The sequence below is a fragment of the Pseudomonas sp. O39 genome (genome assembly GCF_045447295.1).
Classification (GTDB): domain Bacteria; phylum Pseudomonadota; class Gammaproteobacteria; order Pseudomonadales; family Pseudomonadaceae; genus Aquipseudomonas; species Aquipseudomonas antarctica_A.
Genome location: NZ_JBJGXV010000017.1, coordinates 51,398 through 73,148 on the forward strand (window position 1 = coordinate 51,398; position 21,751 = coordinate 73,148).

Here is a 21,751-nt window from a genome sequence, read left to right on the forward strand (position 1 = left end):
TCATCAGGAGGTTGTTATGCGTACCATTGATCTGGCCGGTGTTCCCGTCCCTGTCATCGGCCAGGGAACCTGGCGAATGGGCGAAAACCCGGACAAGCGCAGCGCCGAAGTCGCCGCGTTACAACTGGGTATCGATGAGGGCATGACCTTGATCGACACCGCCGAAATGTATGGTGAAGGCGGCGCCGAGCAAGTGGTCGGCGAGGCCATTCGCGGCAGGCGCGATCAGGTGTTCCTGGTCAGCAAAATCTACCCTCACAATGCCAGCCACAAGGGCGTTCCCCGTGCCTGTGACGCCAGCCTTCAGCGCCTTGGCACCGACTACATTGACTTGTACCTGTTGCATTGGCGCGGCCAGTACCCGCTTGAAGAAACCGTCGAAGCTTTCGAGCGTCTGCGCGAGGCGGGCAAGATCGGCCGTTGGGGTGTTTCCAACTTTGACGTCGCCGACCTGCAGGAACTCGCCTCCCCAGCCTGTGCCACCAACCAGGTGCTCTACAACATCGAAGAGCGTGGTATCGAGTTCGACCTCCTGCCATGGTGGCAACAGCACCATTTGCCGTTGATGGCGTACTGCCCAATCGCCCAGGGCGGTGAGCTACTGTCCAGCCCGACGCTCAAGCAGATTGCCCATCGACATGAGGCCACACCCGCACAAATCGCCCTGGCCTGGGTACTGCGCCAGGAGGGCGTGATTGCGATCCCCAAGGCAGTGAGTCCCGAGCATGTGCGGCTCAACGCCAGCGCCGCGAAACTGGTGCTGGACGAGCACGATCTGGACGCAATCGACCGTGTGTTTGGCGCACCCAAGCGCAAGCACCCGCTGTCGATGGTGTAACAGCTTGCCTGGCAGAACCGGCGCCCTCCATGGCGCCGACTCCAGCATCCCCCAGGGTTAGCCGGCGACCGGGCTACGCCAGTCATCAGAGCCCGAAGTACCTGCCACTTCGTGAGTCCAGATGATCTTGCGATAGGTGAAGTGCACGTCTTCCAAATGCGTGAAGTGCGCGTTTTCCGGTGCCTGGCAGTTGGGCATGCGCGACTGAATATCCACGATGGTCGCCCCTTCGAGCTCGATGGTGAAGTAGTGCTCCTGGGTTCCAGCCGAAGAGGTACGGAACCACTCCAGTCGGCATTTGACTTCTTCGCCGCTGGTCAGCGCGCTGAACAGCAGAGGTGATGATTTATCGAAGACTTTGCTGATCATCAACGGTTTATGAACCCGCTGACCTGTTGGCTGACCCGATTGCGGATCACGGGGAATAATCACCTGATGAGCAAATGCCTGGACCAGTATCTGGTCTTCATGGCCTTCCTGGTAAATGTTGCCTACCGAGTCCTGAGTAAAAGTGCCTGCCGTGATCAGACCTTGTTTGACACCGGTGATTGAAAGATACGCGGGTGTTGGCATGACGGGTTTCCTTGCCTGGTAGTTGAGGTGGTTCCCTGCGGCGATCGTGCCGGCCGGGCAAATGCCTATAACAAAAAGCGTGCCTGAAAATAGGCGGCCTAATAAAAACGGCAGGGTAGCGTGATAAAGGGATAGTTTCCGTTAAGTGGCCAGTGGTTCTGTTGGGTTTTAAGTGAAATAGTTTGCGCAGAAGTGTGCATTAAGTTGCTCATGCCATTCTTCTGTGCGGTGGTTGGTTGTGCGGGTTAATTAAGTTTTTGGTCAGGCTGGGGCTGCGCAAAATGATGCGCAGGTCTTTGTTTGCGGAGGGTGTAGGAAAATCCTTAAGTGCAGGGTTGATGCTTGCTGAATGTTTTATGCATGGCTAAGGTTTGCAAACATCGTGGAAGGATGAGTGCGGTTAAGACAGCGGTTAGTTATGCGCATAAGTGTGCTTGGTTCGGCGATTTTTATTTTTTATAAGGTGCATGGCTCAAAATGGTTTACTCAGGCGCTTTGTGTGCTTATTACCTTGAACTTGCTTTATTGCCTTGCTCGCACATTAACTTTGCGGGCAGCGATATGCGCTTTTCGAGTGAATATGAAGCCCTTGAGTCCGAGCTTGGCAAGCTGCAATCGATTCATCTCACCGCTCAGCCGGACTGGCACAAAGTCACGCAAGTCAGTGAGTGTCTGCTGCGCCAGCACACCAAGGATTTACGTGTGGCTGCCTGGTTGACCTGGGCGTTATATCAGCGTGAATCTTTCCCTGGCCTGTTGGCGGGTCTGGGGTTGTTGCGTCATCTCTGTGAGCACCATTGGGCGGTTGCCTACCCCGAAAAGCTGCGTACCCGTGGCGCAGCATTTGGCTGGTTGGTACTGCGGCTTGAGCAGTTGTTTGCGCAAAGCTTGCCGCTCAAGGATCAGCAGCCATTGTTCCGATGCATGCTTGAGCACCTGACACACCTTGATGATCTCTGGTCTGCGCGCATGAGTGATGAGGCTCCGCTGCTGTTGCCCATGCGCCGGCAATTGGCGCAGCGGTTGGCGCATGCAGAGCAAGGTGAGGCCCATGCTGTGGGCTCAACCGGCGTGATGGCTCAGGTCAAGCAGGCGGCGACCCGGTTGCTGAGCCCCGAGCCTTCGGTAGAAAACGAAAAAGAGGCGCATAAGTTACTGCGCACATTGCAGGAACAAGCCCGCCCCTTGTGTACCTGGTGGCTGCGCCAGAATGCCACCGACCTGCGCGCCTTGCGCCTTAGCCGGACACTGACCTGGCTGGCACTCAACGGCTACCCGGACGCTGACAGCGAGCGGCTCACGGTTCTTCGTGGCCCGGCGCCCGACAAGCTCAAACGCTACGAGGAGCGTTTTGCCCAGGGGCAATACGGCGAACTGTTATTTGAACTTGAGACCAGCCTGGCAGGCGCATTGTTCTGGTTTGACGGTTTGCGCAGGGTCTGGGAGTGCCTTGAAGCCCTGCAGGCCCCCCTGGCAATGACCGAACTGGAAGTGAGCTTCGCGCTGTTACTGCAGCGTTTGCCACATCTGCCTGAGTTCAGGTTCCACGACGGCGTGCCGTTTGCTGATAGCGCCACCCGCGACTGGATCACTTTGCACGTCGCTCGCCACTTACAACCCTCTGCGCCGTCCGGCGTGGTCGTTGATGCCAAAGCCGAACCCTGGGAAGCAGCCTTGCATGACGTTATGCCTACGTTACGCAAGGACGGGCTCAAGGCGGCGGTGTGCGAACTCAAGCAGGGCATGCACGCCGCTCGCAGCGAACGTGCTCGTTTTCATTGGCGGCTGGCCCTGGCTCGGTTGTGTGTATTGGCGGGCAAGCAAGAGCTGGCGAAGGTGCAGCTCGAAGGCCTGGATCATGAACTGCAGCGTGCGGGGCTGGATCGCTGGGAGCCGGAGCTGGCCCTCCACGTAGCACAGCTTTTGTACCGCTGTTGCGAGCTTTTGCCGCAAAGCCAAACCGTACGTGAGCGTAAGGAAGATACCCACCGAAGGCTGTGCCACTTCGATGTTGAAGCGGTACTTGAATAGGCTTTCGATCCACTCGAAAAAGGAGATTTACCGTGGCCAAAGAAGGTTCGGTAGCACCCAAGGAACGCATCAATATCACCTTCAAGCCAGCCGTTGGCGGTGCCCAGGAAGAGGTCGAACTGCCGCTGAAACTGCTGGTGTTGGGCGATTTCACCCAGCGCGAGGATCAACGCAAGCTCGAAGACCGCAAGCCTATTGGCATCGACAAGAGCACCTTTGACGACGTGTTGGCCAAACAGGCGTTGGCGCTGACGCTGAGTGTGCCCAATCGGCTCCAGGAGTCTGCGGATGTTGACGCATTGGCTATCCAGGTTCGGGTTAATTCGATGAAGGATTTCAGCCCCGCGAATTTGGTCGAGCAGATTCCGGAGTTGCAAAAACTGATGGCACTGCGTGAAGCGCTTATGGCGCTCAAAGGGCCCTTGGGCAACACACCGAGTTTTCGCAAGGCCATAGAGCGGGCTCTGGCGGATGACGGTTCCCGAGCCCGGGTATTGGCTGAGTTGGGATTGAGCGATCCCACCGCCTGACATTTTCAGTAAAAGGACACTGACGCCATGACGATCCAACAGCATCCGCTAACCACACGAGTCACCGAAGAACACAGCATCCTAGACACCATCATTGCCCAGACACTACTGAGTGCGGATGACGAGGCTTACGGCATTGCCAAGCGGGGTGTCTCGGCGTTTATCGAAGAGCTGCTCAAGCCGCACAACAGCGGCGAGCCGGTCAAGAAGCGCCTGGTTGATCGAATGATTGCAGAGATTGACGTGAAGCTCAGCCAGCAAATGGACGAGATTCTCCACCATCCGGATTTCCAGGCGCTGGAGGCCTCCTGGAGAGGTCTGCAATTGCTCGTCGACCGGACCAATTTTCGCGAGAACATCAAGATCGAACTACTGAATGTCTCACGGCAGGACCTGCTGGATGACTTCGAAGATTCGCCGGAAATCACTCAGTCCGGGCTCTACAAGCATATCTACAGTGCCGAGTATGGTCAGTTTGGTGGGCAGCCCGTGGGCGCCATTATCGCTAACTACTCTCTTTCGCCAAGCGCACCGGATGTGAAGCTGATGCAGTACGCTTCCAGTGTTGCCTGCATGGCCCATGCGCCGTTCATTGCTGCCGCGGGCCCGAACTTTTTCGGTCTGGAAAGCTTTACCGGTCTGCCTGACATGAAGGATCTCAAGGATCATTTCGAAGGCCCTCAATTCGCCAAGTGGCAAAGCTTTCGCCAGAGCGAGGATGCTCGTTACATCGGCTTGACCGTGCCGCGGTTCCTGTTGCGAACCCCATACGATCCCCTTGAATGCCCGGTCAAGACATTTGCCTACCAGGAAAACGTGGTCAACAGCCACGAGCACTATTTGTGGGGCAATACTGCCTTTGCGTTTGCCACTCGACTGACTGACAGTTTTGCCCGGTTTCGCTGGTGCCCGAACATCATCGGTCCGCAAAGCGGTGGCGCGGTGGAAGATCTGCCCCTGCATCACTTCCAGAGCATGGGGGAAATCGAAACCAAGATCCCGACCGAAGTACTGGTCTCTGACCGCCGCGAGTACGAACTTGCGCAAGAAGGCTTCATTGCTCTGACCATGCGCAAAGGCAGTGATAACGCGGCATTCTTTTCTGCCAGCTCGGTACAGAAGCCTAAAAGTTTCGGGGGCAGTATCGAAGGCAAGGAAGCTGAGTTGAACTACCGCCTGGGTACCCAGCTGCCTTACATGATGGTGGTCAATCGCCTGGCTCATTACCTCAAGGTGTTGCAGCGTGAGCAACTGGGTTCATGGAAGGAACGTACCGACCTGGAACTGGAGCTCAACAAGTGGATTCGCCAATACGTCGCAGATCAAGAGAACCCCAGCGCCGAGGTTCGTGGGCGGCGTCCATTGCGAGCTGCTCGTATCGTAGTCAGTGATGTCGAGGGCGAACCTGGCTGGTACCGCGTCAACCTCAGCGTGCGACCGCACTTCAAGTACATGGGGGCGGACTTCACGCTGTCCCTCGTCGGCAAACTCGACAAAGAATGAGGAAGGGTCAGGGGATACCCGATTATCGCAGCCTTTTTGAGCGTCTCGAAGGTCTGGCTCTCGCCAGGACTGACAGCGTGGCGTCTATTGCCACGCATCTGGAGAGAATGCTCAGCACGCGCGCAGGCAGTGTCCAGGCGCTGCCCGATTACGGGCTGCCCGACCTCAATGACATGCGCTTGAGCCTGCATGAATCACTCAGCCAATCGCGTTTGTCGATTGAACGTTTTATCCAGGCGTACGAGCCACGCTTGGGAAATATACGTGTCAGGCGGGGAGCGGGTGCTTACAACCCTTTGGTACTGGCGTTTGTGATTGAGGCAACCGTCGTCATCGACGGTGTCATGCAACCGGTGGTGTTTAATGCACACCTGCTGGGTGGTGGACGGGTCGAGGTATTACCTGATGTCCTTTAACCACTTTTACCAAAGTGAACTCAGTGCGTTGCGCCAGCTTGGGCGGCGTTTTTCTGAACGCAATCCCGCCTTGGCACCCTTTCTTGCCGATTCAGGCCAGGACCCGGACGTAGAGCGTCTATTGGAGGGCTTTGCGTTCCTCACCGGGCGCTTGCGCCAGAAGCTTGCTGATGAGCTTCCTGAGTTGACCCATTCGTTGATGCACTTGCTGTGGCCCAACTACATGCGGCCATTGCCGGCGTTCAGCATCTTGCAGTTTGACCCCTTGAAGCACGCGTGCACCACGGTGAGTGTTGATCGGGATACGCCGGTCGAAAGCGTGGTGGTCAATGGTGAACGCTGCCGCTTCCGAACGTGTTACGCCACTCAGGTCATGCCGTTGCAACTGAGCAGCCTGGAATACCTGTCTCAGGGAACATGGGCGTTGCTCAACCTGCGCCTGGAGATGAGCGTCGAGGGTAATTTCAGTCAGTGGGCATTCACTCAATTGCGCTTGCACCTGACGGGTGATCGACAAGTGAGTCAAGGGTTGTACCTGAGTCTGTTACGTCATCTCGAAGGCATTGAGGTGCTGCTCTTTGACCATGATGGGCTTGCGATCAAGGGTCGCGATGGGCAGGTTTTATCGCTGCGACTTTCCGCTAGCCAAACAAAGCCAGTAGGGTTTGACGAAGATCATGCACTGATTCCCTATCCGGCGAACACCTTCAGCGGCTACCGCCACCTGCAAGAATATTTTGCATTTGCGGACAAGTATCTGTTTGTCGACGTACTGGGTTTCGATGCATTGCAGGCGTTACCCAACGAATTTCTCAAGCAGGCCATGGGTGTAGAGCTGCGTTTTAAATTGCGCACCCGGGAGCATGAGCCACATCGCCCCACTCTGGATAACGTAAAGCTGTATTGCACGCCGATCGCTAACCTGTTCAAGCAGGATGCGGTGCCGATTCGCCTGGATGGCAAGCAGGATGATTACCTGCTGCTCCCGGGTGGAATTGCACGGGGCAACGCTGCTGTTTTTTCCGTTGACCGTGTTACTGGATGGCGTCCGGGTGGGCTGGGCTACCAGACGTACGTGCCATTCGAATCCTTCGAACATGACAGCGACAGTGGCGTTTCGATGCAAGCCCCTAGCTACAGTATTCGTCAACGCTCCTCGGTACAGAGCGCCGAGCTTGATACCTGGTTGAGTTTCGGCATTGGCCACAGAGATCAACAGGAGACACTGTCAGTCGAGCTGACGTGCACCAACCACGACTTGCCACGGTTGCTGCAGGTTGGTGAGATCAACCAGCCGTGTGAACAGACTCCGGAGTTTCTTACGTTTCGCAATATCTGCGCGCCGACGGCGAGCTTTGCCCCGCCGCTGGACCAGGACTTCCTTTGGAAGTTGATCAGCAACATGTCGCTCAATTACCTGTCATTGACTGACACACGGGCCTTGAAGGTCATCCTCCAAACCTACGACTTGCCGCGCTATCACGATCGACAGGCGCACAACATCAGTCAGCGAAGACTGGATGCACTGAGATCTGTCAGCCATGAGGCCGTCGACCGAATGCATCGTGGGTTGCCAATACGTGGCGTGCGAGTCGACTTGAACATTGACCCCAATGGGTTCGTCGGCCGGGGCGACATCTTTGTCTTCGCCTCGGCACTCAATGAGTTTTTTGCCCTTTACGCCAGCCTTAATTCGTACCACGAACTGCGGGTTACCAGCACACAAGGAGACGTGTATCTATGGCCACCCCGGATGGGTCAGCAGGCCCTGCTTTGACTGCACTATCGCAAACGATTCGTGAGTATTCGCTCTACCAGGCGGTGCTGCAGGTGATCGAGCGTTTACGCGACAGCTACCCATTGCTGGAGGATGACGAGCTCTACGAGAAGGTCGAGTTCCAGGCCAACCCCAGCTTGGGGTTCCCCGGGCACGATATTGATCGGGTGGAATTTTTCGTCGAGCGCGACCAATTACGGGCGCGTCTTCGCCTCAATGTGCTCGGTCTGTTTGGTGCCGGCTCGCCATTGCCTGCGTTTTATCAAGAGCAGGCGGGTGGGAATGTCAGCCGTGACTTCCTTGATGTATTTCACCACCGCCTGCACAGGCTGATGCTGCCGATTTGGCGCAAATATCGCTATCGAGCGAGTTTTCGCACGGGGGCCAGCGATGCTTTTTCCGAGCAGATGTTCGCTCTGGTTGGGTTGGGCAGCCGCGAGATTCGTGACGCTGCGCAATTGGATTGCAAGCGGCTGTTGCCCTGTCTGGGGTTGTTGAGCCTGCGGGCGCATTCGGCCGCCCTGATTGAGGCGGTATTGCGTCACTACTTCAAGCACCGCGGTGTGTTCATCGAGCAATGGGTCGGTCGCTCCGTGACCATCGCCCTTCAACAACGCAACCGACTTGGCGCAGCCAACAACCTGCTCGGCGAGGACCTGATGCTGGGGCTTCAGGTCGCAGACCGCAGTGGCAAGTTCAGAGTGCATATCAAGGGCTTGAGCTGGCAGCGCTTTCACGAGTTCCTGCCCACCGGCAACGACTACAGCCCGTTGTGTTCATTGGTTCGCCTGACGGTACGAGCCCCTTTGGACTATGACCTGCGCCTGGTGTTGGCCGACGGGGAAGTGAGGCCGCTGCATTTGGGTGAACGCAACGTCTGCCGTCTCGGTTGGACCAGTTGGTTGGGGTACGAGCGTGCTGACGGCGTGGTCACGCTGGCCAGCAACTCTCATTAGGGACTGATGATTATGATGAATGTAGACCTGCAACAATTGATTCGGACATTGACGGCTGCGACGCGTCTGGACCTGGAGCGCTCCGCCGAGCGATGCGTGACGCGCGGCGGCAAGGAGGTGCTCGTCGAGGACCTTCTGCTGACGCTGCTGCAGCAGCACGATGGTCCTCTGGTGAGGGCGCTGGCGGACGCGGAGATTGCGCCCGACGAGTTGCAGGCAATGTTGCTACTCAAGGGAGAGCAAGGCGCATCGCGTAGCCCGGTGTTTGCGCCGACACTCGTGCAGTGGTTGCAACAAGCGTTGATGGTTGCCCACCTTGAATTGGGGCAAATCGAGGTGGATCAGGGGGCGTTATTACTGGCACTCCTGCTTCATCCGTTGCAGCACGCGGGCAGTGGTTATCAGCAATTATTGAGTCGTTTGGACGCGCAACGTGTGCGTGATCTTGTGTTGAACCTGCGATCTGAAGCCATTCCTTCGCCACAGGGTGAATCGCTGTTGGAGCGCTTTACCCACGATTTGACGCGTCAGGCTCGAGAAGGACGCATCGACCCGGTTCTGTGTCGAGACGCAGAAATCCGCCAATTGATCGACATCCTCGTTCGTCGGCGCAAGAACAACCCCATCCTTGTCGGAGACGCCGGGGTGGGTAAAACAGCCATCGTCGAAGGGCTGGCCCTGCAAGTGATTGCCTCACAGGTGCCGGCGCCACTCAAGGGCGTACGAATACTCACGTTGGACATGGGCTTGCTGCAGGCAGGCGCCAGCATCAAGGGTGAGTTCGAACGGCGCCTCAAAGGTGTTATCGACGAGGTCAACGCCTCACCGCAGGCCGTTATCCTGTTTATCGACGAGGCACATACCTTGGTGGGCGCAGGGGCTCAGGTGGGCGGAGGCGATGCTGCCAATTTGCTCAAGCCTGCCCTGGCGCGCGGACAGTTGCGCACGATCGCGGCCACGACCTGGTCCGAGTACAAAAAATATATTGAAAAAGACCCCGCATTGGCGCGGCGTTTCCAGCCGGTACGGGTGGCCGAGCCGAGCGTGGAGGCGGCAATCTCCATTTTGCGTGGGCTTGTCCCGGTTTATGAAGCCAGCCATGGTGTTTACGTACGCGACGATGCAGTCGTGGCGGCCGCGCAGCTGAGCGCTCGATACCTGGCAGGACGCCAGTTGCCGGACAAGGCAGTGGACGTGTTGGACACGGCTTGCGCACAGGTGCGTATAAGCCTGACGGCGGCGCCTGAACCGTTGCAACGCTTGTGCGCCGAGTTGGCAGAGGGCATGCGGCAGCGCGTGGCGCTCGAGCGGGATAGTGGCGCAGGCTTGCCTGTTGACAGGCAGGCCTTGCAGGCGCTGAGCCAGCGCCTGGAATCCATTGAGCTTGAGCGGGAGCAAGCCGAGCATTGCTGGACTCAACAACGAGCCTTGGCCGAGCGAACACGCTCCTCGCGTCAGCCAAGGGTTGATGCGTGCAGTGCAGGGGAGGGGCTTGAGCACGTTGAGCTGCCACTGGCCGAACAGCGCCAGCCACTCAGCGAGCGGCGGCTGATAAGCCATGAGGTATGCCCACGGGTGGTGGCCCAGGTCATCAGTGGCTGGACCGGCATTCCCGTTGAACAGTTGGCCCTTGAGCACAGTGAAAGGGTTCTGGGTTTCGCCGATGCCTTGGGCAGGCGAATTCTGGGGCAAGCGCCGGCAGTGCAGGCGCTTGATCGCAACCTGCGTGCGGTTGCTGCGGGCCTCAACGCCCCAGGAGCACCCGTGGGCGTATTTTTGCTGGTAGGCCCAAGTGGTGTCGGAAAAACCGAAACGGCCCTGGCACTCGCGGATTTGCTGTATGGCGGCGAGCGGTTTGTCACCACACTCAACATGTCGGAATACCAGGAGCAACACTCCCTGTCCCGCTTGATCGGAGCGCCGCCCGGTTACATCGGTTACGGCGAGGGCGGGGTGCTGACTGAGGCCGTGCGCCAACGCCCCTATTCAGTGGTGCTGCTTGACGAAATCGAGAAGGCGGATCCGCAAGTGCTGAACCTGTTTTACCAGGTCTTTGACAAGGGCTCGGCCAATGACGGTGAAGGCCGGGAAATCGACTTCCGTAATACGCTGATCCTGATGACGTCCAACTTGGGAAGCGATTGCATCACGGCTCTGTGCTCCGATGGCCGTCGTCCTGATTCCGCGGTCCTGGAAGAAGCGATTCGCCCAGTGTTGCGCGCCCACTTCAAGCCGGCTTTGCTCGCCCGTATGCGCGTTGTGCCGTATTACCCCCTTGCAGGCGAACTGCTACAGGATGTGGCAAGGCTCAAGCTGGATCGCCTCGGTCAACGGTTGCACCAGCGCAAGCTGGTGTTGAGCTATACCCCCGAGCTGGTCACACACATGGTCGAGCGCTGCCTTCACAATGACAGTGGCGCGCGGTACATCGACCAATGGATCGAGTCACACCTGCTGCCGCCAATCGTGGATCGTCTACTCAGTGCGATGGCCGTTGGCGAATCCCTGTCGGTAACCCATGCAACGCTGGATGGCAACGGCGTACCGGTCTGTGAGTTCAGCCAATGATGGACAATCTGTTTAACCAGTTGCCCGATCCTCTGGTCTACGCCGACCGCTTGCTGAACTGGTTCACACGCCTGGGTATCGAGAGCGATGATTCGACGCTGGCAGAACTTTGTGCCATGGCGGTTGCGCAGCTGAGCCAGTGCGAACTTTGCCAACTGTACTGGCGAGATGAGACGACCGGCCGGCTTGGGTTGATCGCTCAGCATTGCGCGGGCGCGTCATCACTGGACTCCCCGGCAGCAAACGTGGACTTTCAGAACGAACAGTTATTGCACTATGTCCTGAACCAGTGTCGTTCCCTGACTATTGATGATCTGCGCAACAGCGCCTATGACAGCAGTTTCCTGCCTGAGGCGGCGCAGCCCTGGCACTCACTGTCATGCCTGCCCCTGTTCAATCGCAGCAAGACGGTTTGTGGTGTGGTGCTGTATGCCAGCCAGCATCCAGCGCAATTGCAGGGCTACGCCGCATCGTTGGGCCAACTGGGTAGTTTTACCCTCAGCCAATTAGCCATATGGCGGCGTAGCCGACCAGGGCACGTCACGACTGCCCCAAAGCGCAACACACCCGCCACCGACGCATATGGCTTGATCGGCAACTGCACGGCAATGGATGAGACTTGCCGCTTGATCGGCAAGGTCTTGCGGGCTCCGTTTACCGTTCTGTTGAGTGGTGAAACGGGCACTGGCAAAGAGGTTGTGGCCCGCGCCATTCACGCCGCGGGCCCACGTAGTACGCAGGCGTTTGTGGTGCAAAACTGCGCGGCCTTTCCCGAGGGCTTGCTGGAGAGTGAGCTGTTCGGCTACCGCAAAGGCGCGTTTACCGGTGCGGAACGTAACTATGCCGGGCTGTTTGACGCAGCCCACGGCGGCACACTGCTACTGGATGAAATTGGTGATATGCCACTGTCCTTGCAGGCCAAGCTGCTGAGGGTTTTACAGGAGGGCGAGGTGCGTCCCCTGGGTGCCAATACCGCCCACAAAGTCGATGTCCGAATTATCGCCGCGACCCACCGCGACCTGAAGGCAATGGTGAGCCAGGGTACGTTTCGCGAGGACCTGTATTACCGATTGGCGCAGTTTCCAATCCAATTGCCGGCGTTGCGGGAGCGGGAGGGTGATGTACTGCTGCTCGCACGACACTTCGCAGAAAATGTGTGTGCAGCGCTCACAAAACCCGTGGTCAGTTGGTCCAGCGCTGCGCTTGATCAGCTCACAAGTCATGCGTTCCCAGGCAACGTCCGTGAACTCAAATGCCTGGTGGAACGCGCAGTGTTGCTCTGCGATGACGGTGTGGTTTTGCCTGCTCATCTGTCGCTGTTGTCGGCGCCCGCGCATGCAACTGTCGACGCCACGCTACGCCAGCGTCTGGAGCGGGTAGAGCGGGTATTTCTGATTGATTGCCTGCACAAGAACCGAGGTAATCGAACACGTACTGCTCGGGAACTCGGGGTCGCTCGTCGCACGCTGCTCTACCGGCTTGCGCGTTTGAACATCCCTTTCAGCGCGTCCCGTGGGGAATGCTGAATGGCGTACCTGTGGACGCTGCGATTCGCCGCCTGCCTTATCTTCCTGGGAGAAACCTGATGCCTGACCGTCCATGGCAAGTCATGGCGCTTGTGCTGTGTTTGTTGACCGGCTGTAACGCCAATTACGTGTTTGATGATGCTGACTACCGTCCTTTGGGTGACCCCCAAGCGACCCGTCGTGGTCAGTGAAAAGGGAGCCTGCCATGCAATTAGTGCTTGAGGTGTGTGACGACGGGTGCAGTCAGCCGCCAACACGCAAGGTGTTCGACGGTATTGGCGGCGTAGTCGGCCGTGGGGTGGGTTGCGACTGGGTTATCCCTGATCCCAGTCGATTGCTTTCCAGCCACCACGGGTTGGTTGGTTACCGTGACGAGCGGTATTTCCTGACGGATATCAGCAGCAACGGTATCTGCCAGGTGAGCAGCGGCGAGGCTCTGCAAAAGGGGCAGGCGCGCTTGATCGTTGATGGGGATGTCTTCCAATTGGGGCCATTCGCTGTAAGGGCGCGATTGAATGAGCCAGTGGCATCTCACCGTCAGGTGCAGTCCGCCGAGAGCCAGGTGATACCCGACGATGCCTATCTGGGCCTGGACCCTGTCCGCGAGCTGGACCGTAAGCAGATGCACGGAGCGTCGTCGTATGAGCTGGATGCATTGCATGACACAACAGACGCTCCTGAGGCATGGATGTATCGCGGTTCTGTGGAGCAGGATCATCTGGTTATACCGACACCGGCGAACCCTCTCGAAGACGTGGTAGAGCCCATTCAGCCTACTGTGCATTCGGCCCCCGTCGATGAGGCGTTCTGGGCGCAGTTCGCGGAAGCGCTGGGTGTCACGTTGGATGCCTCTGGCCGTGAGGCGTTGGCGATCAAGGTGGCGAGTTTGCTGAGGTACGCTATCAGTGGGCTGCAACAGAACCTGCGTACTCACGATGAACTGAGCAACGAGTGGAGCCTGGGTATTGGCGCGTCAATCAAGATCCCGAACGGTTTTAAAGACAGCGCGGGCATCGACGCAGCCTTGGCATCGTTGCTGGAAATGAGCGAGCCGGGGCAATCCAGCGCCGAGGAGGCAATTGCTCAGCTCTATCGGCAATTGCAAGTGCATCAGGTTGCTTTGCTGGTGGCGTGCCGTACGGCGATGCGTGCTCAACAGGCGGCGTTTGCACCTGGCCACCTGCTGCTCAGCTTTGAGCGCCATGACAAGGCGCCGAGGTTCTTCAGCGACAGGGCGCATTGGCGAGCCTACCAGCGTCACTACCAACGGCTGATCGACGCAGAAGCCGTGAGCGCACACCCATTGCACGGCGACTTTGCCAGGGCATATGAGGAACAGGTACGCCTGGCCTCGGCTTTATTCGCCGGATACCCAGGATGATGTTCATGCCCCGTGTCGCCTTACCCCTGTTGGTTGTACTGAGCCTGCTGGTTGGTTGTAGCAGCGTGTCACCCTTTTCCACGTTAACCAAGCTGGACCTGACGTTGACAGCCAGCGAACAGGTTAACCCTGACCTTCATGGGCGTCCCTCGCCGGTGGTGGTGCACCTGCTTGAACTGAAGCATCCGGTCGCATTCGAGCATGCGGATTTTTTCAGTCTTTATGGCCGTGCCGAGCAGGCGCTGTCCAAAGACTGGGTGAGCAGCGAGGAACTGGAATTACGTCCCGGCGAGCAGGTGTCTATCAAGCTCAGGAGCGAACCGCAAAGTCGCTACGTGGGGATCGTGGCGGCGTACCGCGACTTGCCCCACGTGCAATGGCGATGGGTAGTACCGCTGGCCCCGCAGCAAGTGACGCGAACTCATCTGGTGCTTGACCAGTCGGGTGTTCGCGTTGCCGACCCGATCGTTGGCGTGGTGGAGAATTGATATGCAGGTTCATAAAGTCATCTGGCAGGAAGGCATGTTGCTGCGCCCCCAGCACCTGCAACACAACGACCGTTACTACAACCATCAGCTCAATCGAACCCGCTTGCTTGGCCGTGACGCCTGGGGTTTCCTGGCCCTGGACGTCGACTTGCAGTACCTCAACCTGGGCAAGCTGGTGGTCAACCAGGCCAGTGGAGTTTTACCGGACGGCAGTCTATTCGAACTGACTACCGCCATGGCGCCGCTGGTGCTGGAAGTCCCGGCCAACTCGGGAAAACAATCGGTTTACCTTGCATTGCCGATGGCGACCAGCAACCAGGTTGAAACCCGAACGCAGGGTGAGCCCGATGTATTGGCGCGCTATATCGCATGCGAAGTCGAAGTCGGTGACTCGAATGCCGGGCTGGGCTCTGTTTGCCAGGTCAGTTGTGCACGTCCTGATTTGCGATTGTTGCTGGGTGAAAGCCCAGGTGATCAGACCTGCGTGAAGCTGAAAATTGCCCAGGTATTGGACGCCTCTACCGAAGAGGGGGTCAGAATGGATACTGATTTCGTCCCGACGTTCATTTATGTACAGGGCTCGGGCTTTATGTCGTCGTGCCTCAAGGAAGTGATCAGTCTGCTGGCCAGCCGCGGTGATGCCATTGCCGAGCGTATTTGCGGTAACGGCGTGACCGCGGGTGCGCAGGTGGCAGATTTTCTGATGCTGCAATTGATCAACCGAACCGAGCCGGTGTTGCGTCACTACCTGACTCAAGCACAAGTTCGGCCAGAGGTGTTGTACCGGGAGATGTTGTCGATACTGGGTGAGCTATCGACGTTCACCAGTGACAGCAAACGCGCCAATCTTGAGGTGCGTTACCTCCATGGCGACCAAGGCGCAAGCTTTCGAGGGCTGATGGCGGGGCTGCGCACTGTGCTGTCGATGGTATTTGAGCAGCAGGCTCTGGAGCTGGCGCTGCAACAGCGCCAGTACGGGGTGATGGTCTGCCCTGTGGCAGATCGCAAGCTGCTGGGCAGCGCGACATTCATCCTGGCGGTCGCTGCTCAATGCGATTCTGAAGAGCTTCGCCACCGGTTGCCGGCCCATCTCAAGATTGGTCCTGTTGAGCGCATTCGCGAGCTGGTCAACCTGCACCTTGCCGGTATCAAGGTAAAGCCGATGCCTGTGGCGCCACGCCAAATCCCGTTTCACGCCGGTAAAACCTATTTCATGCTTGAACTCAGTGCCCGTGATGTTGTGCAGCTGGAGCAATCGGGTGGTTTTGCGTTCCATGTCGGCGGCGAATTTACCGAGCTGGAGCTGACCTTCTGGGCTATCAGGAATTGAACTCATGAGCATGGAAAGTGAATACCCGCAGGATGAAAAAACCGTCTTGCTGGATCGTGACGGCTACGGTCCTGCACAGGGGCCGATGACGGACTTCCTCTCGCCCCCGCGTTTTGAGCAACTGGAGGACCGCATGATTTATGCCGCCGCTGTACAAGGCGCGCAACAGTTCAATGTGGGCCTCAACCCTCTGGTAGCGGCTGCTTGGGATGCACTGTCTGAGCTGCTTCAAATGAAGCGCAGCGCTGGCCGGGAAAACCTGCAGACGCTCAATGATCGCCTGTCCGCAGGCATCACTCGCTTCGAAGCCCGCGCCCTGCATGAGGGCATGGAGAGCGGTCACGTGGTGTCCGCACGCTATGTGCTGTGCAGCGTCATTGATGAAGCGGTGGTTACTACGGCATGGGGGAATCGCAGCGACTGGGCGAAGATCAGTTTGTTGAGCCGCTTTCATAACGAAACCTTTGGCGGCGAAAAGTTTTTCCAACTACTGGAGCGCCTCTCCCGTGATCCGGTCAAGCACCTGGCGATGTTGGAGCTCATGTACCTGTGCCTGTCGATGGGTTTTGAAGGCAAATACAGAGTCATGGAGCGAGGAGAGGTCCAGCTTGAAGGGGTACGAGATGCCTTGTATCGACAGATAAGGCATGTGCGGGGTGATGCCCCCGCTCTGTCGACGTTTGCCCCCCGGTCGGGGCAAGTACGGCGTAGGCGACTGCGCATTATCCCCGCGACCTGGTTTGTGGCGTTCGGTGTGGTCGCTTTGCTGGCGATGTATTCGGGTGCTGCCTGGGTATTGGGGCAAGAGCGGGCACGTGTGCTGCAACCCTTTCAACCTTCGGCGCCGGAACTGACTCTGACGCCCTTGTAACGCTGGGAATATTGAATGAACGCATTCTTCAAGGGCGCGGGCACTGCGCTGCGCATAGTTTGGGTATGGAGTTTGTTGCTGGTGCTTTCCAGCGCATGCCTCGTGTGGTTTTTCGGGCCGTTGCTGGCCGTGGATGACCATCGGTTCTGGCAAAGCTCTACGGCGCGACTTTTAACTATAAGTGGCCTGTTTTTGCTGTGGGGACTGGCGATGGTCATTGCGGGTGCACGCCATACGGCCCGTCTAGGAACACTCGAAAACCAGACGCGCACTCAACATCAGGGGTTGGTAGAGGATGAGCGCAAACACGTGCGCGGCCGATTCAAGGACGCGCTGCAAACCTTGAAAACTTCCCGCCGGTACCTTGGGCGTAGCGCGCGCTCGCGCAACGAGCTGCCTTGGTACTTGCTGATCGGGCAGCAGGGTAGTGGCAAGACCTGTTTGTTGGCAGCGAACGGGTTGCAGCTACCGCCGGATCAAACTGAGTCGATACCGGCAGGCAGGACTGCTTACTGTGACGTCTACTTCGCTGATCAAGGCGTACTGATTGAGAGCGCCGGGCGCTATCTGGACCAACCCGACAGCTCGGTCGATGCCGTGGGTTGGGCTACATTGCTGAGCCTGCTCAAGTCCAGACGCCGGGTACGTCCACTTAATGGTGTGGTGGTGGCGTTATCGGTGGACACACTGCTGGGTAGCAATGAGCATGATCTGGAGCTCCACGCACGCCAGGTACATAGCCGCCTGCAAGACATTCAGCAGACGCTTCACGTCGATATTCCGATCTATTTGGTGCTGACCCAAGCTGACCGTATACCGGGCTTTACCGAGTTTTTTGATACGCCGCAGGGCAGTGCTCTGGACGGCGTGCTGGGTGAACTCGTCGCCGTCAGCAACACGGGTGTCCAAATGGCGCAGGTGCGTCAGGCGTTCGAGACGCTGTTGCAGCGGCTGAGTGGCGAACTTATCGTGCGCTTGCACCAGGAGCGCAACGGCGAACGCCGTGGCCGTATGCTTGATTTTCCGCAGCAGGTTGCACGCATTGGCGAACGTTTATGCCTGTTTGTCGAGGTAGCATTCTGCGCCCATCGCAATCAGCGGATCAGCGGTTTGCGAGGTTTCTATCTGACCAGTGCGGGCGAGCGGCGCGAACGCTTTGTCAAAGGACTCTTCAACCAGGTGATTTTCGCCGAAGCCGAACTTGCGGGGCTCCATACCCAGGAATATCGCCGAATTCGCTGGCGGCAGGCGGGGTTGGCGATCGCAGCATCACTGGTCATCGGCACCGCGGGCGCGCTCTGGATGCACAGCTATTCGGTCAACCACCAACGCTTGCAACAGTTGGCGCAGCTAGGTAAGGCGGATAGACCGGCGGAGACAGGTGCGGACCAGACGCTGGTCTTGTTGCCTCTTTTGGATAAGCGACTGGCGGCGACTCGGGTTTTCCCTCCCGTGACAGAAGCGCGAGTGTTTGAGCGAGCGGGGTTATTTCAGGGGCAAGTGACTGGCCCACTGTTAGTCAGTGCTTATGATGACGCCCTGCAGCAGCTAATGGTCCAAACCGCGTCTCTCCTGGAAGAGCAAGTGCGGTCCAACCTTGGGGATCGCGAGCGGTTGCTGGACAACTTGCGCGCGTACCTGATGCTCAACCTGCCCGAGCGCCGTGATAAGCGCTGGCTGGCGGAGCGTGTAGCCAGCCGATGGTCTGAGCGCTTCGCCGGTGAGGCCGCGGTGCAGGTCCGCTTGAATGAACACTTCGGCCGGCTGCTTGAGCAACCGTTCATAGCCACACTGAATGATGAGTTGGTGGCCCAGGCTCGCCACGCTTTGCGTGGGGAGTCGCTGGCAGACGTGGTGTATCGCGTGTTGCGCGAGCAATCGCTGAACCTGGAACCCTACCGTCTAACGGGCGGTACGGTTTTTACTGCGCCTGAGCAACCCATTCCCGGATTCTACAGCAAGCGGTATGTGCAATATTTCGACAAGCAGGGTCCTCGACTGATCAATGCGATCGTCCAGGATAACTGGGTGCTGGGGCAGGCAACCGACCTCAGTGTGATGGATTTGCGTCGGTTGATGATTGAACTGGAGCAGCGCTATTTCAGTGAGTATGCCGACGCCTGGAGCTATGCCTTGGGGCGCATCAGGTTGCTCGATACCGAAAGCCTCAGGGAAAATACAGAACAGCTGGCGAGCCTGACATCGGCGCAGTCGCCGTTGGTATTGCTGTTACAGCAGGTTCGTGAAAATACCCGCTTGCTAGACGCTAAAGGTCCGTTGGCAGCTGTGACCCGCGAGGCGGTTGATGCGGCGGTAATCGCGCAGTCGGCGGCTGGCAATGTATTGGCAGGTCAACTGCCGACCCTGGCAGGTGATGACGGCGCCAGACGCGCCTTGCAGCGTCGCTTCGAGCCCCTGCATCAGTTGCTGGATGAACAGCAAAACCCGGGGGCGGAGTTGACCCTGGCGTTGCGCCAGCTTGACGCGTTGCATCTGCAACTGGCGGCTCTGAACCGTGAGGGTTCACCGGAGCAGGCAGCCTTTCAGATGGTGAAGCGACGCATGGAAGGGCAACAACCTGCGTTGGGCCAGTTACGTGATATTGCCGCGCGCTTGCCGCTGCCACTCAAAGGCTGGATCGAAGGCCTTGCCGACGACAGTTGGCGACATTTGTTCGATGACGCATACAGGTATGTGAACCAACGCTACCAGAGTGAAGTGTATGGTCTTTATGCCAAGGCAATCCGCCAGCGTTACCCGTTCAATGCCCATGCCGGCAGCGACGTTGCATTGAGCGATTTCCAGGCGTTTTTCAAACCACAGGGCGTGCTGGCAAGGTTCCATGAAAGTTACCTTCGGCCTTTTGTCAGCGTCGAGGGTGGACGCTACCGGTTGCGTGGCCTGGATGGCCGAAGCCTGCCGATGTCACGATCGTTACTGGATCAACTGTCCAAAGCGCAGATCATTCGCCGGGGATTTTTCGGCGAGGACCACGGCGAGCTGGTGGTTCGGTTTACGCTGGCACCCTACAGCCTGGACCAGGCGGTCAGTCGGGCGGTCCTGAGCATTGGCGGGCAGCAGCTGGAATACCGTCATGGACCGATCGTGCCCGTGGCGTTCCAGTGGCCGAGCGAGGCGGACAATGGTCGAAGCAGCCTGGTTTTGGAGCGGGGAACGGAGCGGCCGTTGGACATCGAGAAGAACAGCGGGGCCTGGTCGTTGTTCCGCTTCTTTGAATTGATGCAAAGCGAGCCTGCCAGCGGGCGTGATGCGCAGCTACTCAAGTCTGATCTCGGCGGTTTGCGTGCCAACTACGTCTTGGTCAGCCAGCGCGTGCCCAGCCCATTTCAGTTGGACTCGTGGCGCACGTTCCGCTTGCCGGAGCAGTTATGAGCCCGCCGACATCTCCTGCAAGCAGTGCCGCACGCTCCGAACGAGGCAAGGCCAGGCAACGAAATGAGGATGCGTTCCTCGATTGCCCGCAGCAAGGTTGCTGGGTGGTGGCAGACGGTATGGGCGGCCATCGGGCCGGGCACATGGCCAGCCAATCGGTGGTCGACAGTCTTGCCGCGTTGCCGGCCCAGGACACGCTGGATCAGCGTATCGACGCCGTTCGGCGATGCCTGCAAGGGCTCAGTCGGCGTTTGGGCGGTGAAGGCAGACTGACTGTCGAGGGCCGCGACGACACCATGGGCAGTACCGTGGTGGTATTGCTGCTTGATGGGCGAAATGCGGCGTGCATGTGGGCGGGGGACAGCCGTTGTTACCTGTGGCGACGCCAACGGCTGTATCAGTTGTCACGAGATCACTCCTTGCTTCGCCAATTGATGGATGAACAGCAGTTGAGCCTGGAGCAGGCCCAGGCTCACCCTGGTTCCAGGGCATTGACACGCGCAGTAGGGGCCCGGCATCCGCTCAAACTTGAGGTGCTGGAACTGAGCACACACCCAGGCGATGTCTTTTTGTTGTGCAGCGATGGCGTGTACCAGGGATTGACGCATGTCGAGCTTGGCAGCGCTCTGGATAAAGGGACGCCGCAACAGGTTGTGGACCGGTTGTTCACGGCGGTGTTGCGAGGGCCCGCTCGGGATGACCTGACGGCTGTGGTGGTGCGGCCATGAACACCGAATCTGGCACGCCCTCTTTGCTGGCTGGGCGTTACCACCTTGAGCGAGTGTTGGGCGCGGGAGGAATGGGCGTGGTCTACCGTGCGCGAGACCTGTTGCATGAACAATTTGGCGAGCCCTGCGCCCGTCTGGCAGTCAAGGTGCTTGGCGAGCGTCTCAAGCAGGCCCCCGATGCTCATGTGCTGCTTTACAGCGAGTTTGCACTGAGCCGCAGCCTGCGGCATGAGCATGTGGTGCGGGTGTTTGCGTTCGAGGTGGATATCAGCAGCCAGATCGCCTTTTTCACCATGGAGTTGATGCAGGGTATGACCCTGGACCGGCTGCTGCTGGAGTGTCCCGGCGGCTTACCCTGGCGAGAGCTGCAGCCCATGGCTGTGCAGTTGCTGAATGCCGTGGCTTATGTCCATCGACAGGGCGTGCTGCATGGCGATGTAAAGCCGGTCAATATCATGGTGGGTGAAGAGGGCGTGCGGTTGTTCGACTTCGGCCTCGGGCATGCGCCGACACACGTTGCGGCAGGGCTGCCGAGTTTGAGTCGTGACCGTTTTAACGCGTGGACACCGGCTTATGCAGCCCCGGAGTTGTTGGCGGGCAGTGCGCTCACGGCGAGCGCTGACCTGTATGGGGTGGCGAGCGTGCTGTATGAACTGGCCCATGGGAAACGTCTCGGCGAGCGTCGAGCCGCTGAACGACCGGACCGCCCTCGGCAACTGCCGACACAGTGCTGGCCGGCGTTACGCTCGGCGTTGGCAGTGGACCCTGAACGCCGAACGATCAGTGTCGAGGAGTTAGGCGAAGTCATGACGCGTTCTCGCCGACACTGGTTTATGTAGCCT

At 58.4% G+C, this 21,751-nt stretch carries 18 protein-coding genes; 17 read left to right on the top strand and 1 reads right to left on the bottom strand.

The window, feature by feature from the left end; genetic code table 11:
* Positions 1-16: 16 nt before the first annotated feature.
* A complete protein-coding gene (locus ACI77D_RS20365) occupies positions 17-838 on the top strand; it encodes an aldo/keto reductase (protein WP_407017353.1) in 822 nt (273 codons plus the stop codon).
* Positions 839-895: 57 nt separating this feature from the next.
* Here ACI77D_RS20365 and ACI77D_RS20370 read toward each other — a convergent pair whose 3' ends face one another.
* Positions 896-1,411 carry an Hcp family type VI secretion system effector gene (locus ACI77D_RS20370; protein WP_053256396.1) on the bottom strand — a complete coding sequence of 172 codons (516 nt, stop codon included), beginning with the start codon at positions 1,409-1,411 and terminating at the stop codon, positions 896-898.
* Positions 1,412-1,888: 477 nt separating this feature from the next.
* Here ACI77D_RS20370 and tssA point away from each other — a divergent pair, with 477 nt between their 5' ends.
* Genes tssA through ACI77D_RS20450 form a run of 16 tightly spaced genes read left to right on the top strand, consistent with a single transcriptional unit; the run spans position 1,889 to position 21,748 of the window.
* The gene (tssA, locus tag ACI77D_RS20375; protein ID WP_407017354.1) at positions 1,889-3,442 is read left to right on the top strand and encodes a type VI secretion system protein TssA; all 1,554 of its coding nucleotides are present in this window, start codon (positions 1,889-1,891) and stop codon (positions 3,440-3,442) included.
* Positions 3,443-3,474: 32 nt separating this feature from the next.
* Positions 3,475-3,972, top strand: coding sequence for a type VI secretion system contractile sheath small subunit (gene tssB / locus ACI77D_RS20380; protein ID WP_221294556.1), 498 nt, complete (start codon positions 3,475-3,477; stop codon positions 3,970-3,972).
* Between the two features lie 27 nt (positions 3,973-3,999).
* A complete protein-coding gene (gene tssC, locus ACI77D_RS20385) occupies positions 4,000-5,475 on the top strand; it encodes a type VI secretion system contractile sheath large subunit (RefSeq protein WP_221294557.1) in 1,476 nt (491 codons plus the stop codon).
* A gap of 14 nt (positions 5,476-5,489) precedes the next feature.
* Positions 5,490-5,891 (top strand): type VI secretion system baseplate subunit TssE, encoded by a 402-nt coding sequence (gene tssE, locus ACI77D_RS20390; RefSeq protein WP_407017382.1) that lies wholly within the window; start codon positions 5,490-5,492, stop codon positions 5,889-5,891.
* A complete protein-coding gene (gene tssF, locus ACI77D_RS20395; protein WP_407017355.1) occupies positions 5,881-7,668 on the top strand; it encodes a type VI secretion system baseplate subunit TssF in 1,788 nt (595 codons plus the stop codon). The genes tssE and tssF overlap by 11 nt, the downstream gene beginning before the upstream one ends.
* Positions 7,632-8,624 (top strand): type VI secretion system baseplate subunit TssG, encoded by a 993-nt coding sequence (gene tssG, locus ACI77D_RS20400; RefSeq protein ID WP_407017356.1) that lies wholly within the window; start codon positions 7,632-7,634, stop codon positions 8,622-8,624. Before tssF ends, tssG begins: the two co-directional genes overlap by 37 nt.
* A 12-nt stretch (positions 8,625-8,636) precedes the next feature.
* Entirely contained in the window at positions 8,637-11,192 is a 2,556-nt protein-coding gene (tssH, locus tag ACI77D_RS20405) for a type VI secretion system ATPase TssH (RefSeq protein ID WP_407017357.1), read from the top strand.
* Positions 11,189-12,718, top strand: coding sequence for a sigma-54 interaction domain-containing protein (locus ACI77D_RS20410; protein WP_407017358.1), 1,530 nt, complete (start codon positions 11,189-11,191; stop codon positions 12,716-12,718). Before tssH ends, ACI77D_RS20410 begins: the two co-directional genes overlap by 4 nt.
* Before the next feature lie 59 nt (positions 12,719-12,777).
* The gene (locus tag ACI77D_RS20415; RefSeq protein ID WP_407017359.1) at positions 12,778-12,909 is read left to right on the top strand and encodes a type VI secretion protein; all 132 of its coding nucleotides are present in this window, start codon (positions 12,778-12,780) and stop codon (positions 12,907-12,909) included.
* Positions 12,910-12,923: 14 nt separating this feature from the next.
* Positions 12,924-14,099, top strand: coding sequence for a type VI secretion system-associated FHA domain protein TagH (gene tagH, locus ACI77D_RS20420; RefSeq protein ID WP_407017360.1), 1,176 nt, complete (start codon positions 12,924-12,926; stop codon positions 14,097-14,099).
* A 5-nt stretch (positions 14,100-14,104) separates the two neighbouring features.
* Positions 14,105-14,587, top strand: a complete 483-nt coding sequence (tssJ, locus tag ACI77D_RS20425; protein ID WP_407017361.1) for a type VI secretion system lipoprotein TssJ — start codon at positions 14,105-14,107, stop codon at positions 14,585-14,587.
* Position 14,588: 1 nt separating this feature from the next.
* On the top strand, positions 14,589-15,917 hold the full coding sequence (tssK, locus tag ACI77D_RS20430) for a type VI secretion system baseplate subunit TssK (RefSeq protein ID WP_407017362.1): 1,329 nt from the start codon (positions 14,589-14,591) through the stop codon (positions 15,915-15,917).
* Between the two features lie 4 nt (positions 15,918-15,921).
* Positions 15,922-16,788 (top strand): type IVB secretion system protein IcmH/DotU, encoded by an 867-nt coding sequence (gene icmH / locus ACI77D_RS20435; protein ID WP_407017363.1) that lies wholly within the window; start codon positions 15,922-15,924, stop codon positions 16,786-16,788.
* Between the two features lie 15 nt (positions 16,789-16,803).
* Entirely contained in the window at positions 16,804-20,181 is a 3,378-nt protein-coding gene (gene tssM, locus ACI77D_RS20440) for a type VI secretion system membrane subunit TssM (RefSeq protein WP_407017364.1), read from the top strand.
* Entirely contained in the window at positions 20,178-20,909 is a 732-nt protein-coding gene (locus ACI77D_RS20445) for a PP2C family protein-serine/threonine phosphatase (protein ID WP_407017365.1), read from the top strand. The genes tssM and ACI77D_RS20445 overlap by 4 nt, the downstream gene beginning before the upstream one ends.
* Positions 20,906-21,748, top strand: coding sequence for a serine/threonine-protein kinase (locus ACI77D_RS20450; RefSeq protein WP_407017366.1), 843 nt, complete (start codon positions 20,906-20,908; stop codon positions 21,746-21,748). The genes ACI77D_RS20445 and ACI77D_RS20450 overlap by 4 nt, the downstream gene beginning before the upstream one ends.
* Positions 21,749-21,751: the final 3 nt, after the last annotated feature.

Coding starts and splice junctions, on each gene's coding strand:
- ACI77D_RS20365 (WP_407017353.1), top strand. CDS start 17: ATGCGTACCATTGATCTGGCCGGTGTTCCCGTCCCTGTCATCGGCCAG.
- ACI77D_RS20370 (WP_053256396.1), bottom strand. CDS start 1,411: ATGCCAACACCCGCGTATCTTTCAATCACCGGTGTCAAACAAGGTCTG.
- tssA (WP_407017354.1), top strand. CDS start 1,889: ATGGTTTACTCAGGCGCTTTGTGTGCTTATTACCTTGAACTTGCTTTA.
- tssC (WP_221294557.1), top strand. CDS start 4,000: ATGACGATCCAACAGCATCCGCTAACCACACGAGTCACCGAAGAACAC.
- tssF (WP_407017355.1), top strand. CDS start 5,881: ATGTCCTTTAACCACTTTTACCAAAGTGAACTCAGTGCGTTGCGCCAG.
- tssG (WP_407017356.1), top strand. CDS start 7,632: ATGGCCACCCCGGATGGGTCAGCAGGCCCTGCTTTGACTGCACTATCG.
- tssH (WP_407017357.1), top strand. CDS start 8,637: ATGATGAATGTAGACCTGCAACAATTGATTCGGACATTGACGGCTGCG.
- ACI77D_RS20410 (WP_407017358.1), top strand. CDS start 11,189: ATGATGGACAATCTGTTTAACCAGTTGCCCGATCCTCTGGTCTACGCC.
- ACI77D_RS20415 (WP_407017359.1), top strand. CDS start 12,778: ATGCCTGACCGTCCATGGCAAGTCATGGCGCTTGTGCTGTGTTTGTTG.
- tagH (WP_407017360.1), top strand. CDS start 12,924: ATGCAATTAGTGCTTGAGGTGTGTGACGACGGGTGCAGTCAGCCGCCA.
- tssJ (WP_407017361.1), top strand. CDS start 14,105: ATGCCCCGTGTCGCCTTACCCCTGTTGGTTGTACTGAGCCTGCTGGTT.
- tssK (WP_407017362.1), top strand. CDS start 14,589: ATGCAGGTTCATAAAGTCATCTGGCAGGAAGGCATGTTGCTGCGCCCC.
- icmH (WP_407017363.1), top strand. CDS start 15,922: ATGAGCATGGAAAGTGAATACCCGCAGGATGAAAAAACCGTCTTGCTG.
- tssM (WP_407017364.1), top strand. CDS start 16,804: ATGAACGCATTCTTCAAGGGCGCGGGCACTGCGCTGCGCATAGTTTGG.
- ACI77D_RS20445 (WP_407017365.1), top strand. CDS start 20,178: ATGAGCCCGCCGACATCTCCTGCAAGCAGTGCCGCACGCTCCGAACGA.
- ACI77D_RS20450 (WP_407017366.1), top strand. CDS start 20,906: ATGAACACCGAATCTGGCACGCCCTCTTTGCTGGCTGGGCGTTACCAC.